This window comes from Roseobacter sp. FCG-D35 (genome assembly GCF_033436665.1).
Classification (GTDB): domain Bacteria; phylum Pseudomonadota; class Alphaproteobacteria; order Rhodobacterales; family Rhodobacteraceae; genus JAWQFO01.
Genome location: NZ_JAWQFO010000001.1, coordinates 118,471 through 133,218, shown reverse-complemented (window position 1 = coordinate 133,218; position 14,748 = coordinate 118,471). Strand labels below are relative to the sequence as shown.

Sequence of the window (14,748 nt, the reverse complement as noted above, 5' to 3'; positions counted from 1 at the left end):
TATCATGGCATCACGCCCGATCTGGAAAGGACAGCTTCGGTTGTCGCTCGTGTCCATCCCCGTCGAGATCCATTCCGCGCGCGACTCCGCCCGGCGCGTGTCGTTCCGCCAGATCCACAAGCCCTCCGGCAAGCCGGTGCGCTACGAGAAGGTCGTCCAGGGGATCGGCCCCGTGGACTCCGCAGACATCATGAAAGGGTACGAAGTCGAGGATGGCGAGTACGTGCTCTTGGAAAAGGAAGAGGTCGACGCGATCAAGCTCGAGACCCGCAAGACGCTGGAACTGGTGCAATTTGTCGACGTCTCCGAAATCGCACCGATCTGGTTCGATCGTCCCTATTACGTGGTGCCGACCGACGAGTTGGCCGAAGACGCCTACCGCGTTCTTCGGGATGCGCTGCGCAAGTCCGGCAAGGCGGGGCTGGGCCAACTCACGATGCGCGGCAAGGAACATCTCTGCGCGATCCGGCCTTGCGGCGACGGCATCCTGCTCGAGACCCTGTACTATGCCGACGAGATCCGCAGCGCCGAGCCGCTGTTCTCGGACATCGAGGATGACGCCTCGGACGATGAATTGCTCGACGTCGCAACGCAGCTGATCGAGAAAAAAAGCGCGCCGTTCGATGCCTCGGCCTACAAGGACAATTATGCAAAGGCGCTACAGGATCTTGTGAAACGCAAGGTCCGGTCCGGCAAGACACCGCGGGCACGGGCGGACGACAAGGCCAAGGGGGACGAGGACAATGTCGTTGACCTCATGGATGCGCTGCGCAAGAGCCTCAAGACCGGCAAGTCCGCGAAGACTTCGGCGAAGGCAACGTCGAACCGGTCGAAGTCTGGCAGCGGGTCGCGCGGCAAGAAGGCCTCATGAACGGGCTCGAGGAGTACAGGCGCAAGCGCGATTTCACGAGCACGCCCGAACCCAGCGCGGACCCGATCGCCGCCGCCAGCGACCAGCTGGACTTCGTGGTGCAGAAACACGCCGCACGCCGGCTGCATTATGACTTTCGTCTGGAGTGGGGCGGTGTGCTGTTGTCCTGGGCGGTGACGAAGGGTCCCTCGGCGGATCCGTCCGAGAAGCGACTTGCGGTTCGGACCGAGGATCACCCGGTATCCTACGGCCGTTTCGAAGGCACGATCCCGGATGGCAATTACGGTGCCGGAACGGTGATGCTCTGGGACACCGGGTGGTGGGAGCCTTTGCACGGTGTCGAAGACGGGCTGTCGTCGGGCAAGCTGCATTTCCGCCTGCACGGCGCACGGATGCAGGGCGGCTGGGTGCTGGTCCGTCTGCGCGGCAATCAGGCGCGCGAAAACTGGCTCTTGATCAAGGAACGTGACGGTTTTGCCGGCCGCAGCGCGGACGGTCTGCTGAACAAGCACCGGACCAGCGTGACCACCGGGCGCAGCCTGCGCGCGATCGGATCGGGCGAGACCGCCAAAGCTCGGCGGCGGCGCAAATGCGCGCGCCCGCGTTTCCGCAAGCTGCAGCTTGCGACGCTGCGCGATGCGCCGCCCGGCGGCGAAGACTGGCAGCACGAGGTCAAGTTCGACGGCTACCGCTGCCTGATCGCCATCGGCAAGGGCGGTGTGCGGCTCTATACCCGCAATGGAAAGGACTGGTCGGACAGGTTCGGCACTTTGCAGGACAAGGCAGAGGCAATACCTTGCGACGCCGCGCTGATCGACGGCGAGGTCGTTGCGGGGTCTGGCGGAGGTAATTTCGCGGCACTGCAGGAGGCGCTGCGCACGGATGGCGATCTGATTTTCTACGGGTTCGACCTGCTGCACCACGACGGCAAGGATCTGACCGGGCTGCCACTCGAGGAGCGTCGCGCCGCGCTCGAGAGACTTCTCGCGCCGCTGCCGGCGCGTGGTCCCATCCGTCTCAGCCCGGTGATCGAGCAGAGCGGCGCGGAGGCTCTGGCGGCGATCTGCGACATCGGCGGCGAGGGGATCGTGTCGAAACGCCGCGATGCGCCCTACCGAGCGGGTCGAAGCAGCGCCTGGATCAAGGCCAAGTGCGTGCGCCGGGCCGAGTTCGTGATCGTCGGATGGTCACCCTCGGACAAGCGCGGTCGTCCATTCTCGTCACTGCTGCTGGCCAGCCATGAAAAGGGACGCCTTGTCTATCGCGGGCGCGTCGGCACCGGCTTCTCCGAAGCGGACCTGGCGGCGCTCGCCGCAAAACTGAAAGCGCTGGCGCGCAAGACCGCTCCGCTGGACGGCGACCTGCCGTCCGAGACCGCGGATGCACGTTGGGTCACGCCTCGCCTCGTCGCCGAGATCGCCTATACCGAGTTCACAGACTCCGGCGCGGTACGGCACGGCGTGTTTCACGGCCTGCGCGAAGACAAATCCGCCCGCGAGGTGAGCGCCGCGCATGAGGCGGAAACCGGCAAGGACGCAAAAGTCGGCGGTGTGCGGATTTCCAGCCCGGAGCGGCTGGTCTTTCCGGATGCCGACCTGACCAAGGCCGATGTCGCCCGTCACTACGATGTCGTGGCCGCGCGCATGCTGGAACAGGTCACTGACCGGCCGCTGGCCCTGCTGCGCTGCCCCGGCGGGCTGACCGAGGACTGCTTTTTCCAGAAACACGCCGGAAAAGGCTTTCCCGAAGCGATCCGCGATGTCGCGATCCGCGAGAAAGACGGCGAGACGGCAAAGTACATGTACGTCACCACCGAAGAAGGCCTGGTGTCGGCGGTACAGATGGGCACGATCGAGTTTCATCTGTGGGGCGCAAGGCGTGACCGGCTGGAACGTCCGGACCGGCTGGTGTTCGATCTCGATCCCGACGAGGGTCTGGATTTCGACGCCGTTCGATCTGCGGCCTGCGAGATCGGCGCGGCGCTGAAGACCATCGGCCTCGACAGCGCGCCGATGGTGACCGGCGGAAAGGGCGTGCATGTCATCGCCCCGCTGCGCCGGATCTCGAACTGGGGCACCGTCAAGACTTTCGCGCGGACCTTTGCCACGATCCTTGCAAAAACCTGGCCGGATCGCTTCACCGCCACCATGTCGAAAGCGGCGCGCAAGCGACGGATCTTCGTCGACTGGCTGCGCAACGACCGCGGCGCGACGGCGGTCGCCCCTTATTCCTTGCGTGCGCGAAGCGGAGCGGCGGTGGCCGTACCTGTCACATGGGACGAATTGGCCGGCCTCGACCGGGCCGATGGGTTTCATGTCTCCGATATCCCGGAAAGGCTCCGAACGCCTTGCCCGCTTTCAGGTCTGAAGGCGACCGGTATAGGCTCTCAGACGGTGGATGCTCTGGAGGACTGGGCGGAGACGCTCGGTGCGCGAGACAGATAATGTTACGAAAAACGCGAGCTGGTAAGATTTCGTAACTTATCCGTTGAGCGAATCTCTGGTAGGTGATAAACCGACCATACGGTCGATTAAAGGGAGGGACCCGTGGAGGCATTCATCTGCGACGGCGTGAGAACACCGATCGGTCGCTATGGCGGCGCTTTGTCCGCTGTACGCGCCGACGACCTCGCGGCGATCCCCATCGCCGCGCTTGTCGAACGCAATGGGTCTGTGGACTGGGGCAGCGTCGACGAAGTGATCTATGGTTCAGCCAACCAGGCCGGGGAGGACAACCGCAACGTCGCACGGATGGCGGCTTTGCTGGCAGGCCTGCCCGAGACCGTGCCGGGCACTACAATCAACCGTCTTTGCGCCAGCGGCATGGACGCCGTCGGCTTCGCCGCGCGCGGGATAAAATCGGGCGACTACGCCCTGACCATCGCGGGTGGTGTCGAGAGCATGAGCCGCGCGCCTTTCGTGATGCCGAAAGCCTCCAGCGCCTTCACCCGCGCGAACGCGATCTACGACACGACCATCGGCTGGCGTTTCGTGAACCCGAAGATGAAGGCGCAATACGGCATCGATTCGATGCCAGAGACCGCCGACAACGTGGCCGAGGAGTACCAGGTCAGCCGCGCCGATCAGGACGCCTTCGCCGTACGCAGCCAGGACCGTTGGGACGCGGCACGGAAAGCTGGGGTCTTCGCTGACGAGATCGTTCCCGTGACCATCCCGCAGCGCAAGGGCGATCCGTTGGTCATCGACACCGACGAGCATCCCCGCCCCGGCACCACTGTCGAGAAGCTTGGCGGCCTAAAAGGGGTGAACGGGCCCGATCTTTCGGTCACGGCCGGAAATGCCTCTGGCGTGAACGACGGGGCCGCCGCCCTGCTCATCGCGTCCGAGGACGCCGCGCATGCCAACGGGCTGACGCCGGTCGCACGCGTCGTCGGCATGGCCTCGGCGGGGGTCGCGCCGCGCGTCATGGGCATCGGCCCGGTCCCGGCAAGCCGCAAGGTGCTCGAGCGATACGGGCTGAGCATCGGCGACATGGATGTGATAGAGTTGAACGAAGCCTTCGCCGCGCAGGGGCTCGCGACCCTGCGCGAACTCGGTGTGGCCGACGACGACCCGCGGGTGAACCCCAATGGCGGTGCGATCGCCATCGGTCACCCTTTGGGCATGTCGGGCGCGCGGCTGGTATTGACTGCGGCGCGACAGTTGCAGCGGACCGGCGGGCGCTACGCGCTTTGCACGATGTGCGTCGGCGTCGGACAGGGTGCCGCGCTGATCCTTGAACATGTCTGAACGGGAGACCCGGAGATGTATGCACAGATGGTTAAATCCGAAGCGACGCAGGAAGATCCCGCGAAGCTCGAAGCCTTCCAGGCCCGAATCGACGCGGGCGAGAAGATCGAGCCAAAGGACTGGATGCCGGCTGGCTATCGCAAGACGCTGATCCGCCAGATCGGCCAGCACGCCCATTCCGAAATCGTCGGCCAGCTGCCCGAGGGCAACTGGATCACCCGCGCGCCGACGCTGGAGCGCAAGGCGATCCTGCTGGCCAAGGTGCAGGACGAGGCCGGGCACGGGCTCTACCTCTACTGCGCCGCCGAGACGCTGGGGGTCAGCCGCGACGAGCTGACCGAGATGCTTCTGGATGGCCGGATGAAATACAGCTCGATCTTCAACTACCCGACGCTGACATGGGCCGATATGGGTGCGGTTGGCTGGCTGGTCGACGGGGCGGCGATCATGAACCAGGTGCCGCTGCAGCGCACCTCTTTCGGACCGTACGCCCGCGCGATGATCCGGATCTGCAAGGAAGAAAGCTTCCACCAGCGGCAGGGCTACGACATCATGATGAAGATGGCGACCGGCACGCCCGAGCAGAAACGCATGGCGCAGGACGCGCTGAACCGCTTCTGGTATCCCTCGCTGATGATGTTCGGCCCGTCTGACAAGGACTCGGTGCATTCCACGCAGTCGATGGCCTGGAAGATCAAGATGAACACCAACGACGAGCTGCGCCAGAAGTTCGTCGACCAGACCGTGCCGCAGGCGGAATACCTCGGTCTCACGGTGCCTGACCCGGACCTGAAATGGAACGATGAGACCGGGCAGTACGATTTCTCCGAACCGGACTGGTCGGAGTTCTACGACGTGATCAAGGGCAATGGCCCGTGCAACACCGAACGCCTTGCAGCACGCAACAAGGCCTGGGAGGATGGCAAGTGGGTGCGCGACGGGTTGCTGGCCCATGCGCGCAAGAAGGCGGCGCGGAAGGTCGCGGCGGAATAGATCCATGCAGACGCTCCGCGCAATGCCGGTTCTCGACGTGTCCGACGTCGCCGCCTCGGTCGCCTTCTACGACCGGCTCGGCTTTGCCAGCCACGGCATCTGGGGCGAGCCAGGCAGCTTCGCCATCGTCCAGCGCGGGGACGTGACATTGGGCCTCTCGCTGTCCGATCATGTGCATCGGAACCACGGCTGGGCGGCTTACGTCTACGTCTCGGACGTCGAGGCGTTGCACGCAGAGTTCGAGACCACAGGCGCGGCACCGAGCGCGATCCGTCACCCGGAACACTACGGCTGTGACGATTTCGACATCGCCGACCCCGACGGCCACCGCATCGCGTTCGGGCAGTCCCGCAACCCGGTCCCCGGCCCCGGCCTGGACCACGACAGAGGAAAAGGATGAGCACATGAGTTCGGTCAACCCGGGCGCTTTGCCCGAAGAGGACAGCAAGACGAAGACCGCGCGCCACGAATGGCCGCTGTGGGAAGTTTTCATCCGCGGCCAGCATGGCATGAGCCATCGGCATGTCGGGTCGCTGCACGCGCCGGACGCCGAGCTCGCTATCAAGAACGCTCGCGACGTCTACACGCGACGCAACGAGGGCGTGTCGATCTGGGTGGTCGAGGCGCGCCATATCGCGGCCTCCTCGCCGTCGGACAAGGGGCCGCTTTATGAGCCCTCGGAATCCAAGGTCTACCGCCACCCGACCTTCTTCGACATTCCCGACGAAGTGGGGGCGATGTGATGTCCAAGGCCGCATACTTCGAGTTTCTCTGCCGCATGGGGGACAATACGCTGGTCTTTGGCCACCGGCTGTCCGAATGGTGCGGACACGCGCCCGTGCTGGAAGAGGACATCGCGGTCGCCAACACCGCGCTGGACCTGATCGGCCAGACGCAGATGTGGCTGGGGCTGGCTGCGGAGATCGAAGGCGACGGCCGCAGCGCCGACGACCTCGCCATGCGCCGCGACGCCTGGGACTTCCGCAACCTGCTGCTTGTGGAACAGCCGAACGGCGACTTCGGCCAGACGATGATGCGCCAGTTCCTCTTCGATCACTGGCAACTGCCGATGCTGGAAAGGCTGATGGAGTCCTCCGAAGAGCGCGTGGCCGAGATCGCGGCCAAGTCGGTTCGCGAGGTGCAATACCACGCCGAACGCTCCGCCGACATCGTGATCGGGCTGGGTGATGGGACCGAGGAAAGCCATACGCGGATGCAGGCGGCACTGGACCTGCTCTATCCGTATGTCGGCGAGATGTTCGAGACGGACGCGGTGGACCGCGAGATGCACGAGGCCGGCATCGCACCCGATCCTTCAGAGTTGCGCGCGGCCTACGATACGAAGATCGGCGCGATCCTCGATGAAGCGACGCTGCAGGTGCCAGAGAACCGCTTTGCCCAGAAAGGCGGCAAGGACGGCTTCCGGCATTCCGAGCATCTTGGCCATATGCTGACCACGATGCAGTGGATGCAGCGCGCCTATCCCGGCGCGACCTGGTGAGATGAAACCGCCCGTCGCAGATATCTGGACCTGGCTCGACACCGTGCCCGACCCCGAGATCCCGGTGATCTCGGTGGTCGATCTGGGCATCGTGCGCGACGTGGCCTGGGACGGCGACACGCTTGAGGTCGCGGTGACGCCGACCTATTCCGGGTGTCCGGCGACGCGGGTGATCTCGCTCGATATCGAGACCGCGCTGCGAGACCGTGGGCTGAACGACATCCGCATCAAGACCCGGCTCGCGCCCCCTTGGACGACTGACTGGCTGTCCGACAAGGGTCGCGCGCGGCTCGAGGAATACGGGATCGCGCCGCCGCGCGCCGCCGGTGGGCCGGAGAAGTGCCCGCGGTGTGCCAGCACGCGGCTGACCCGGATCAGCCAGTTCGGCTCGACGCCCTGCAAGGCACAATGGCGCTGCGACAACTGTCTTGAACCCTTCGACTATTTCAAGTGCATCTGAGGACCTCACGATGGCCCAATTCCACGAACTTCTGGTCACGGATGTGCGCAAGACGATCCGCGACGCCGTGGTGGTGACCCTGAAACCGGCGAACGGCGGGGATTTCGACTTCACCCAGGGCCAGTACCTGACGTTCCGCCGCAACTTCGACGGCACCGAGCTGCGCCGCTCCTACTCGGTCTGCGCCGGGCGGCACGAAGGCATCCTGCAGGTCGGCATCAAAAAGGTTGACGGCGGCGCCTTCTCGACCTGGGCCAACGAGGAGCTGGCGGCGGGCATGACGCTCGAGGCGATGCCGCCCATGGGCAGCTTTCACACGCCGCTGGATGCCGCGCAGGCGAAAAACTACCTCGGCTTCGCCGGCGGGTCCGGGATCACGCCGGTGCTGTCGATCCTCAAGACCGTGCTGGCCGAGGAACCGCGCTCGACCTTCACGCTGGTCTACGCCAACCGGGGCGTGAACACGATCATGTTCCGCGAAGACCTCGAAGATCTCAAGAACAGCTACATGGGCCGGCTCAACGTCATCCACGTGCTGGAAAGCGACGCGCTCGACATCGAGCTCTTCCAGGGCCGGGTCGACGAGGAGAAATGCGCCGCGCTCTTCAGGCACTGGATCGACATCGAGAACGTCGACACCGCCTTCATCTGCGGACCCGAACCGATGATGCTGGGCATCGCGTCGGCCTTGCGGGCGCAAGGGCTGACGGACGGCCAGATCAAGTTCGAGCTTTTTGCCAGCGCCCAGCCGGGCCGGCTCAAGCGCCGCGAGGGTGTCGCAAGCGGGGCAACCTCCGAAAAGGCGACCGAAGCGTCGGTGACCCTCGACGGGTCGGCGCGCAGTTTCCGCATGGACAAGGACCAGTCGATCCTCGACGCGGCGCTCGAGAATGCGCTCGACGCGCCTTATGCCTGCAAGGCCGGGGTCTGTTCGACCTGCAAGTGCAAGGTGCTGGAGGGTGAGGTCGAGATGATCGCCAACCACGCGCTCGAGGACTACGAGGTCGAACGCGGCTACGTGCTGTCCTGCCAGGCCTACCCGCTGACCGACCGCGTCGTGGTCGACTACGACCAGTAGAGGAGCGATCCCATGTCCGACGAGATGAACATCGCCGATTACCTCGCCAGGGGCGGACGCCTGACCAACCCGGCCAACGTGCCGCCGCGCTACCGGGCGGAACTGATGAAGATCATGGCCACGCTCGTGGACAGCGAGCTTGCCGGCGCGGCCGGGTTCGCGGACGTGATCAACGAAGGACCCGGCATCAAGGAGCGCATCGCGGCGGCGAAAATCGTGCTGGAAAAGACCGACAACGCCGACAAGGTGCTGCACCTGATGGGCGAGTTCGGCGCGAACACCGACCGTTATGCCAACCACCACCCCTGGACCGACCGCCTGCCCCGCGACACGGAGCCAGGCAGCACGCGCAGCGCCCATGACATGCGCCTGTCGGTGCTCAACTACCCGCTCGACGGCTGGGCCGACGCGGTCACGATGAACCTCTGCATGGGGCTGGCCGTGACCGTACAACTCGACGAGATGGGGCGGGTCTCCTACCAGCCGCTCGCGGAGGCGATCCGCGAGATCGCGCCGGTCGAGGCGCACCATGCCGAGCTGGCCGAGGAAGGGCTCGCCCGGCTCATCGACCAGGGCGAGGCCGAGGCGGTCTCGGCGAGCCTTGCCTACTGGCAGCCGCGGGTCGCCGCAGTGTTCGGTGATGCCGCGCCCGACCGCATGGAACGTCTGAAGGCCTGGGGCCTGCGCCACAGAACCGCTACGGAGATGCGCAGCGACTGGGAAGGCCGGCTTGCCGCGGCACTTGCGCGCCTGGGTTTGAAGGCGGCAGCGTAACGCGTCAGAGCGCGCGCACGCCGTTCAGGGTGAGCTGCGAGACCAGGTCCGCATAGCCGAGCCGGGCCTCGCGGTCGGCGCCACCGTTCCACATGTAAAACCAGTTCAGCATCCCGAAGACCGACATCGTCGCCGCCCGCAGCTTGCCCGGATCGCCCGCAAAGCTCTCAGGCGCAACGTCGCCGAGGATCGCGCCAAAGAACCGCACCATGTCGCGCTGGTACCCCTTCAGCACCTCCTGCTGGTCGGGGGGCAGCAACGCGATCCCCTCGGTCTGGATCTGGTGCTCGTGATCCATCCCCTCGTAGGCCAGCAGGGTCTCGGCAATTGCGCGGCGCAGCCGTTCCGACGGTTCAAGCCCGTCAAGTTGCAGCCCGAGCACACGGTCATGCAACGCGCAGAGATAGCTGTCGAGAATGTCGAAAAGCAGCGCGTCCTTGCTGCCGTAATAGTGGTAGATGTTGGCTTTCGAGATCTCGCAGGCCTTGGCCACTTGCGCCATCGAGGCGCGGGCGAAGCCTTCCTCGGCAAACACCCGCGCCGCTGTCTTCAGAATGCGCGCGCGTTTCTGGTCGTGGTCCTTGGCGATCTGACGGGCCACGCGTCAGCCCTTCGGCCGGTTGTCGACGACGCGCCGGGCCTTGCCCTGGCTGCGCTCGACCCCGCCGGGGTCGTTTACGACAACCTCGCAGGACACGCCGACGATGTCCTTGATCTTCTTCGACAAGGCCTTCTGCGCCGATGCGCGCGCCTCCGCGTCGGTGGCATCCGGCGTCGCCTCGACGTTCACGCGCATGGCGTCCATGTTGCCGGTCTTGTGCAGCTCGATCTGGAAATGCGGCGCGATGCCCGCGACGGTCAGCACCTGTTCCTCGACCTGCGTCGGGAAAACGTTGACGCCGCGCAGTATGATCATATCATCCGAGCGCCCAGTGATCTTGCCCATGCGGCGCATCGAGCGTGCGGTACCGGGCAACAGCCGCGTCAGGTCGCGCGTCCGGTAGCGCACCATCGGCAGGCCTTCCTTGGTCAGCGTGGTGAAGACCAACTCGCCCTCTTCCCCGTCCTCGACCGTCTCTCCGGTCTCGGGGTCGATGATTTCCGGGTAGAAGTGATCCTCCCAGATGTGCAGCCCGTCCTTGGTCTCGACGCATTCGTTGGCGACACCCGGTCCCATGATCTCGGACAGCCCGTAGATGTCGACGGCATGCATGTCGAAGGCCTTCTCGACCTCGAGCCGCATCGCGTTGGTCCAGGGTTCGGCGCCGAAGATCGCGGTTTCCAGCGAGCATTTCCGCGGATCGAGCCCCTGCCGCTGGAATTCCTCGAGGATGTTGAGCATGTATGAGGGCGTCACCATGATCGCCTTGGGCTTGAAGTCGGTGATCAGCTGGACCTGCTTGGCGGTCTGGCCGCCCGACATCGGGATGACCGTGGCACCGAGGCGTTCGATCCCGTAATGCGCGCCGAGGCCTCCGGTGAAGAGGCCATAGCCGTAGGCGTTGTGCACGATGTCGCCGCGCCGCACGCCCGAGGCCCGCAGGCAGCGTGCGACGAGGTCGGCCCAGTTCGAAATGTCGTTGCGGGTGTAACCCACGACCGTCGGCTTGCCCGTCGTGCCCGAGGAGGCATGAATGCGCACGATCTCGCTGCGCGGCACGGCGAACAGGCCGAACGGGTAGTTGTCGCGCAGATCTCCCTTCGTGGTGAAGGGGAACCTGGCGAGGTCCTTCAGCTCCTTCAGATCGTCGGGATAGACGCCCGCCGCATCGAAACGCTCGCGGTACATCGGCACGTTCTCGTAGGCATGGCGCAGAGACCATTTCAGCCGGTCGAGCTGCAGCGCGCCGATCTCGTCGCGGCTGGCGATCTCGATCGGATCGAGGTCGGTCTTTTCGGGTGTCAGGTCCTTCATCTTTTCCTCCTCATTCCTCGAACAGCTGGCCCTTGATGGCCCGCGACATGCCGCGAAAGATCGCGATGGTCTCGCCGTCCTGATTGGTCACCGTGACGTCGTAGATGCCACTGCGGCCGCGCAGCGAGACCTCGCGTGCCTCGGCCATCAGCGTGTCACCGTTTTTGCCGGGTGCCACGAAACTGATCGAATTGTGCTGCGCCACGGTCGACTGGTTCCGGCTGTTGCAGGCGAAGGCGAAGGCGCTGTCGGCAAGCGAGAAGATCACCCCGCCGTGGCAGATCAGGTGGCCGTTGCAGTGATGCGGCGCGACCGAGAGCGACAGCCGCGCCCAGCCTTCGCCTACCGCGTCGATCTGCATTCCGAACCATTTCGAGGCCTCATCGGTCGACCACATCGCCTGTGCCGCGCGTTCCGCGCGTTCCGTAGGTGTCATCGTCATTCGCCCCGGAACACGGGCGCGCGCTTGTTCAGAAAGGCCGTCACGCCCTCGGCGTAATCGGCGCTTTCCCCGCAGCGTTTCATCATGTCCGCCTCGAGTTCGAGGTGAACCTCCAGCGTGTCGGTCGCGGCCGCCTGGATCGCCTGTTTCGTCAATCCGAGCCCCAGCGTCGGCCCTTTGGCGAAGCGTTCGGCCATCTCCCGGGCATGGGGCATCAGGTCCTCGTCCGGCAGTGCTTTCCAGATCAGACCCCAGTCGGCGGCGGTCTTCGCTGGCAGCGGTTCGGCGGTCAGCGCAAGCCCCTTGGCGCGCGCCTCGCCCAGCAGCCGCGGCAGGTGCCACGACCCGCCGGTGTCCGGGATCAGACCGACCTTGGAAAACGACTGGATGAACTTCGCGCTTTCGGCGGCGATGACCACGTCGCAGGCCAGCGACAGGTTGGCCCCGGCCCCGGCAGCGATTCCGTTGACCGCGCAGATCACCGGGAAATCGAGCGACCGGATCAGGTTCACCAGCGGCGCGTAGAAGGTGCGCACGGTTTTGCCCAGGTCCGGCGGTCCGTCCATCTTGGAGGGATCGCGATCGCCGAGGTCCTGACCTGCGCAAAAGCCGCGTCCGGCCCCGGTCAGCAAGACCGCGCGCTTGCCGGTATCGCGCGCATCTTCGAGCGCGGCGCGCAGCGCGTAATGCATCTCATCTGTAAAGCTGTTCAGCCGGTCGGGGCGATTCAGGGTGATCTCGACCCAGGTCCCGTGATCCTCGACCCGTATCGTCTCGCTCATCAACACTGTCCTCCCTCGCTCGCAATCGAACCTTGCATAAACCGACCGTTCGGTCAATAAATAGATCGGGAGAGATTTCGGGCACCGAAATCGCGGATGCGCATCGCCCGATGCGCCAGAGGAGAGGAAAACGACATGAGCCTTCTGGACGTCAAGAGCTTCGCCGCCGGGGCCTGGATCGCGCCGGACGACAGCGCCCGTCCCATCGAGAACGCGATCGACGGCAGCGTCATGGCGCAAGCCGGCAACGCCGGTCTCGACGTCGCGGCGATGCTCGATCATGCCCGCACCGTCGGCGGCCCAGCCTTGCGCAAGATGACGTTTCATGATCGCGCACGCATGCTGAAGGCGCTCGCCACCGCGCTCAACGAGAAGAAGCAGGCGCTTTACGACATCTCCTTTACCACAGGTGCCACGCAATCCGATCACCAGATCGATATCGACGGCGGCATCGGCACGGTCTTCGTCTTCGCCTCCAAAGGCCGGCGCGAGATGCCGGACGCGCAGGTCTACCTCGATGGCGGGGTCGAACAGCTGTCGCGCTCGGGCAGCTTCTTGGGCCAGCATATCTGCACACCGCTGCAGGGGGTCGCAGTCCATATCAACGCCTTCAATTTCCCGGTCTGGGGCATGCTGGAAAAGCTCGCGCCGACGTTGCTGGCAGGCGTGCCGGCGATCGTGAAACCCGCGACCGCGACCTGCTACGTCACCGAACTGGCGGTGAAAATCATGCTCGACAGCGGCGTCCTGCCCGAAGGCGCTCTGCAACTCGTCAGCGGCGGGCTCGGCGACATGCTCGACCGTCTGACCTGCCAGGACGTGGTGAGCTTTACCGGTTCCGCGGCCACTGCGCTCAAGCTGCGTTCGGCGCCGCATATCCTGCAGAACTCCATTCGCTTCGTCGCCGAGCAGGACAGCCTGAACGCATCGATTCTCGGGCCCGACGCAGAACCGGGAACGCCGGAGTTCGATCTTTTTGTGAAGGAAGTGCAGCGCGAGATGACTGCAAAGGCGGGCCAGAAATGCACCGCCATCCGGCGCATCCTTGCGCCACAGAACCGGGTCGAGGCGGTGATCGAGGCCCTGGGCGAACGCCTCTCGAAAACCGTCATTGGCGACCCGCGCGCAGAAGACACCCGCATGGGGGCGCTGGTGTCGAATGCGCAGAAGCGTGACGTGCTCGAAAAGGCCGGCATCCTCGGCACCGAGGCCGAGCGGGTCTGGGGCGACCCGGACTCGTTCGAGGTGGCAGGTGCCGATGCCTCGAAGGGCGCGTTCCTTCCCCCGATGCTGTTCCATTGCGCCGACCCGGACACGGCCAGCCGCATCCACGACACCGAAGCCTTCGGCCCTGTCTCGACCGTCATGGGCTACCGCGATCTCGATCACGCCATCGCGCTGGTCAATCGTGGCCAGGGATCGCTGGTGGCTTCGGTCATCACCAACGACCCGCAGGTCGCGCGCGACGTGGCGCTTGGCGCCGGAGCCTTCCACGGGCGGCTCTACTTCAACAACCGGACCTCGATGAAGGAAAGCACCGGCCATGGCTCGCCCCTGCCCCACATGGTGCACGGCGGCCCCGGCCGGGCCGGCGGCGGCGAGGAACTCGGCGGGGTGCGCGGCGTGATGCACTACATGCAGCGCACCGCGGTGCAGGGCAGCCCCGACATCCTGACTGCCATCGGCGGAACCTGGGTGCCGGGGGCCGAGGAAAAGACGGGGCCGGATCACCCCTTCACACGTCATTTCGAGGATCTCGCCGTCGGCGAGACGATCCACACGTCTGAGCGCGAGGTGACGCTCGACGACATAGCGCATTTTGCGCAGTTCACCGGCGACACGTTCTATGCCCACATGGACGACGAAGCGGCAAAGCGGAACCCGTTTTTCCCGGGCCGCGTGGCGCATGGCTATCTGCTTCTTTCCTTCGCCGCCGGCCTTTTCGTCAGCCCAGACGAAGGCCCTGTGCTCGCCAACACCGGGCTCGACGCGTTGCGCTTCATGAAGCCGGTCGAGGCCGGCGACCGGATCAAGGTCCGCCTGACGGTCAAGAAGAAGACGCCGCGCAACGAGGAATACGGCGAAGTGCGCTGGCACGTCACGCTGACCAACCAGGACGGCGAGAAGGTGGCGGAATACGAACTGCTGACCATGAATGCCTTCGGCGGCTGAGCTTGGCAGCG

Annotated in this window: 15 protein-coding genes; 11 read left to right on the top strand and 4 right to left on the bottom strand. The window is 65.2% G+C overall.

Features of this window, described 5'->3' with window-relative positions:
• Positions 1-4: 4 nt before the first annotated feature.
• From ku to R5H30_RS00555, 10 genes are all read left to right on the top strand, one after another.
• Positions 5-871, top strand: coding sequence for a non-homologous end joining protein Ku (gene ku, locus R5H30_RS00600; RefSeq protein WP_318326042.1), 867 nt, complete (start codon positions 5-7; stop codon positions 869-871).
• Positions 868-3,315, top strand: coding sequence for a DNA ligase D (gene ligD, locus R5H30_RS00595; RefSeq protein ID WP_318326041.1), 2,448 nt, complete (start codon positions 868-870; stop codon positions 3,313-3,315). The genes ku and ligD overlap by 4 nt, the downstream gene beginning before the upstream one ends.
• Positions 3,316-3,417: 102 nt before the next feature.
• The gene (gene pcaF, locus R5H30_RS00590) at positions 3,418-4,620 is read left to right on the top strand and encodes a 3-oxoadipyl-CoA thiolase (protein ID WP_318326040.1); all 1,203 of its coding nucleotides are present in this window, start codon (positions 3,418-3,420) and stop codon (positions 4,618-4,620) included.
• Positions 4,621-4,635: 15 nt separating this feature from the next.
• Positions 4,636-5,613, top strand: coding sequence for a 1,2-phenylacetyl-CoA epoxidase subunit PaaA (paaA, locus tag R5H30_RS00585; protein WP_318326039.1), 978 nt, complete (start codon positions 4,636-4,638; stop codon positions 5,611-5,613).
• Between the two features lie 4 nt (positions 5,614-5,617).
• Entirely contained in the window at positions 5,618-6,013 is a 396-nt protein-coding gene (locus R5H30_RS00580; RefSeq protein WP_318326038.1) for a DUF8817 family protein, read from the top strand.
• Between the two features lie 4 nt (positions 6,014-6,017).
• Complete coding sequence (gene paaB / locus R5H30_RS00575) at positions 6,018-6,356, top strand: 1,2-phenylacetyl-CoA epoxidase subunit PaaB (protein WP_318326037.1); 339 nt, start codon at positions 6,018-6,020, stop codon at positions 6,354-6,356.
• The gene (paaC, locus tag R5H30_RS00570) at positions 6,356-7,114 is read left to right on the top strand and encodes a 1,2-phenylacetyl-CoA epoxidase subunit PaaC (RefSeq protein ID WP_318326036.1); all 759 of its coding nucleotides are present in this window, start codon (positions 6,356-6,358) and stop codon (positions 7,112-7,114) included. Before paaB ends, paaC begins: the two co-directional genes overlap by 1 nt.
• A gap of 1 nt (position 7,115) precedes the next feature.
• Positions 7,116-7,574 (top strand): 1,2-phenylacetyl-CoA epoxidase subunit PaaD, encoded by a 459-nt coding sequence (gene paaD / locus R5H30_RS00565; RefSeq protein ID WP_318326035.1) that lies wholly within the window; start codon positions 7,116-7,118, stop codon positions 7,572-7,574.
• A 10-nt stretch (positions 7,575-7,584) separates the two neighbouring features.
• Complete coding sequence (paaE, locus tag R5H30_RS00560) at positions 7,585-8,652, top strand: 1,2-phenylacetyl-CoA epoxidase subunit PaaE (protein ID WP_318326034.1); 1,068 nt, start codon at positions 7,585-7,587, stop codon at positions 8,650-8,652.
• 12 nt (positions 8,653-8,664) lie between these two features.
• Positions 8,665-9,426, top strand: coding sequence for a Phenylacetic acid catabolic protein (locus tag R5H30_RS00555; RefSeq protein WP_318326033.1), 762 nt, complete (start codon positions 8,665-8,667; stop codon positions 9,424-9,426).
• 4 nt (positions 9,427-9,430) lie between these two features.
• Here the strand turns inward: R5H30_RS00555 and R5H30_RS00550 are convergent, their stop codons facing one another.
• From R5H30_RS00550 to paaG, 4 genes are read right to left on the bottom strand one after another with little or no spacing between them, the layout of a single operon-like run.
• Positions 9,431-10,027 (bottom strand): TetR/AcrR family transcriptional regulator, encoded by a 597-nt coding sequence (locus R5H30_RS00550; protein WP_318326032.1) that lies wholly within the window; start codon positions 10,025-10,027, stop codon positions 9,431-9,433.
• 3 nt (positions 10,028-10,030) lie between these two features.
• Positions 10,031-11,341 carry a phenylacetate--CoA ligase PaaK gene (gene paaK / locus R5H30_RS00545; RefSeq protein WP_318326031.1) on the bottom strand — a complete coding sequence of 437 codons (1,311 nt, stop codon included), beginning with the start codon at positions 11,339-11,341 and terminating at the stop codon, positions 10,031-10,033.
• A 10-nt stretch (positions 11,342-11,351) separates the two neighbouring features.
• Positions 11,352-11,777 carry a hydroxyphenylacetyl-CoA thioesterase PaaI gene (gene paaI / locus R5H30_RS00540; protein ID WP_318326759.1) on the bottom strand — a complete coding sequence of 142 codons (426 nt, stop codon included), beginning with the start codon at positions 11,775-11,777 and terminating at the stop codon, positions 11,352-11,354.
• A 2-nt stretch (positions 11,778-11,779) separates the two neighbouring features.
• On the bottom strand, positions 11,780-12,565 hold the full coding sequence (gene paaG, locus R5H30_RS00535; RefSeq protein ID WP_318326030.1) for a 2-(1,2-epoxy-1,2-dihydrophenyl)acetyl-CoA isomerase PaaG: 786 nt from the start codon (positions 12,563-12,565) through the stop codon (positions 11,780-11,782).
• Positions 12,566-12,700: 135 nt separating this feature from the next.
• On the opposite strand from paaG, the gene paaZ reads away from it, so the two are divergent.
• The gene (gene paaZ / locus R5H30_RS00530) at positions 12,701-14,737 is read left to right on the top strand and encodes a phenylacetic acid degradation bifunctional protein PaaZ (protein WP_318326029.1); all 2,037 of its coding nucleotides are present in this window, start codon (positions 12,701-12,703) and stop codon (positions 14,735-14,737) included.
• The last annotated feature ends 11 nt before the right edge of the window (positions 14,738-14,748 follow it).

Bases quoted from the DNA above. Each gene is read 5' to 3' on its own strand.
- ku (WP_318326042.1), top strand. From the start codon at position 5: ATGGCATCACGCCCGATCTGGAAAGGACAGCTTCGGTTGTCGCTCGTG.
- ligD (WP_318326041.1), top strand. From the start codon at position 868: ATGAACGGGCTCGAGGAGTACAGGCGCAAGCGCGATTTCACGAGCACG.
- paaA (WP_318326039.1), top strand. From the start codon at position 4,636: ATGTATGCACAGATGGTTAAATCCGAAGCGACGCAGGAAGATCCCGCG.
- R5H30_RS00580 (WP_318326038.1), top strand. From the start codon at position 5,618: ATGCAGACGCTCCGCGCAATGCCGGTTCTCGACGTGTCCGACGTCGCC.
- paaB (WP_318326037.1), top strand. From the start codon at position 6,018: ATGAGTTCGGTCAACCCGGGCGCTTTGCCCGAAGAGGACAGCAAGACG.
- paaC (WP_318326036.1), top strand. From the start codon at position 6,356: ATGTCCAAGGCCGCATACTTCGAGTTTCTCTGCCGCATGGGGGACAAT.
- paaD (WP_318326035.1), top strand. From the start codon at position 7,116: ATGAAACCGCCCGTCGCAGATATCTGGACCTGGCTCGACACCGTGCCC.
- paaE (WP_318326034.1), top strand. From the start codon at position 7,585: ATGGCCCAATTCCACGAACTTCTGGTCACGGATGTGCGCAAGACGATC.
- R5H30_RS00555 (WP_318326033.1), top strand. From the start codon at position 8,665: ATGTCCGACGAGATGAACATCGCCGATTACCTCGCCAGGGGCGGACGC.
- paaK (WP_318326031.1), bottom strand. From the start codon at position 11,341: ATGAAGGACCTGACACCCGAAAAGACCGACCTCGATCCGATCGAGATC.
- paaI (WP_318326759.1), bottom strand. From the start codon at position 11,777: ATGACACCTACGGAACGCGCGGAACGCGCGGCACAGGCGATGTGGTCG.
- paaG (WP_318326030.1), bottom strand. From the start codon at position 12,565: ATGAGCGAGACGATACGGGTCGAGGATCACGGGACCTGGGTCGAGATC.
- paaZ (WP_318326029.1), top strand. From the start codon at position 12,701: ATGAGCCTTCTGGACGTCAAGAGCTTCGCCGCCGGGGCCTGGATCGCG.